The sequence below is a fragment of the Myxococcus llanfairpwllgwyngyllgogerychwyrndrobwllllantysiliogogogochensis genome (genome assembly GCF_006636215.1).
Classification (GTDB): domain Bacteria; phylum Myxococcota; class Myxococcia; order Myxococcales; family Myxococcaceae; genus Myxococcus; species Myxococcus llanfairpwllgwyngyllgogerychwyrndrobwllllantysiliogogogochensis.
Genome location: NZ_VIFM01000614.1, coordinates 1 through 616, shown reverse-complemented (window position 1 = coordinate 616; position 616 = coordinate 1). Strand labels below are relative to the sequence as shown.

Sequence of the window (616 nt, the reverse complement as noted above, 5' to 3'; positions counted from 1 at the left end):
TCGTACGTGCGGCCGCCACGGTAGTAGGGCTCACGCTGGTAGCTCTCGCGCCAGTAGGCATCTTCCACGGTGGGGTTCACGGATTCGGCGGCCGCCTTGCCGGCCAGGCCACCGACCACGGCACCCGCGACGCCGCCCACGGCCGCGCCGATCGGGCCACCGAAGGCCCCGGCTGCCGCGCCGGCCACAGCGCCGCCCGCCGCACCAACGCCGGTGCCCACGGGATGGGCGCCGGGTTCATTGGTCAAGGGGTCGCGGTTTGCATCGTTGAAATCCGACATGAATTCGCTCCGGTTGGTTGAACAGTGCCTTCATTCTGGGAGGTCCCGTTTTTCCGGAGGGTCGGCGTGCAGACTCCTGGCCTGTAGGACGTAGCCAGCAGCGTGGATGAGCCAGGGCGCTTCCCGCCTGGCTCCATTGCTCCAGATTCCATAGCACACGCTGCCCTGACAGCGGTGCATGGAGGGTCTAAACGCCCAGATCCTCGGCGGCGTCGAGCCCCAGTTCCTGGATCTTGCGCGTGATGGTGTTGCGGCCGATGCCCAGGCGCTGCGCCGCTTCCATGCGCCGACCGTGCGTGGCAGCGAGCGCGGTGCGGATCAGGCGCGATTCGAAG

The 616-nt window shown here is 68.2% G+C and carries 2 protein-coding genes; both read right to left on the bottom strand.

Translation table 11 applies throughout. The features are described from left to right. The coding region (locus FJV41_RS57085; RefSeq protein ID WP_220137982.1) for a hypothetical protein at positions 1-281 on the bottom strand (281 nt) is incomplete at its 3' end. Positions 282-468: 187 nt separating this feature from the next. After that, complete coding sequence (locus FJV41_RS57080) at positions 469-603, bottom strand: helix-turn-helix domain-containing protein (protein WP_497812682.1); 135 nt, start codon at positions 601-603, stop codon at positions 469-471. Positions 604-616 lie beyond the last annotated feature (13 nt).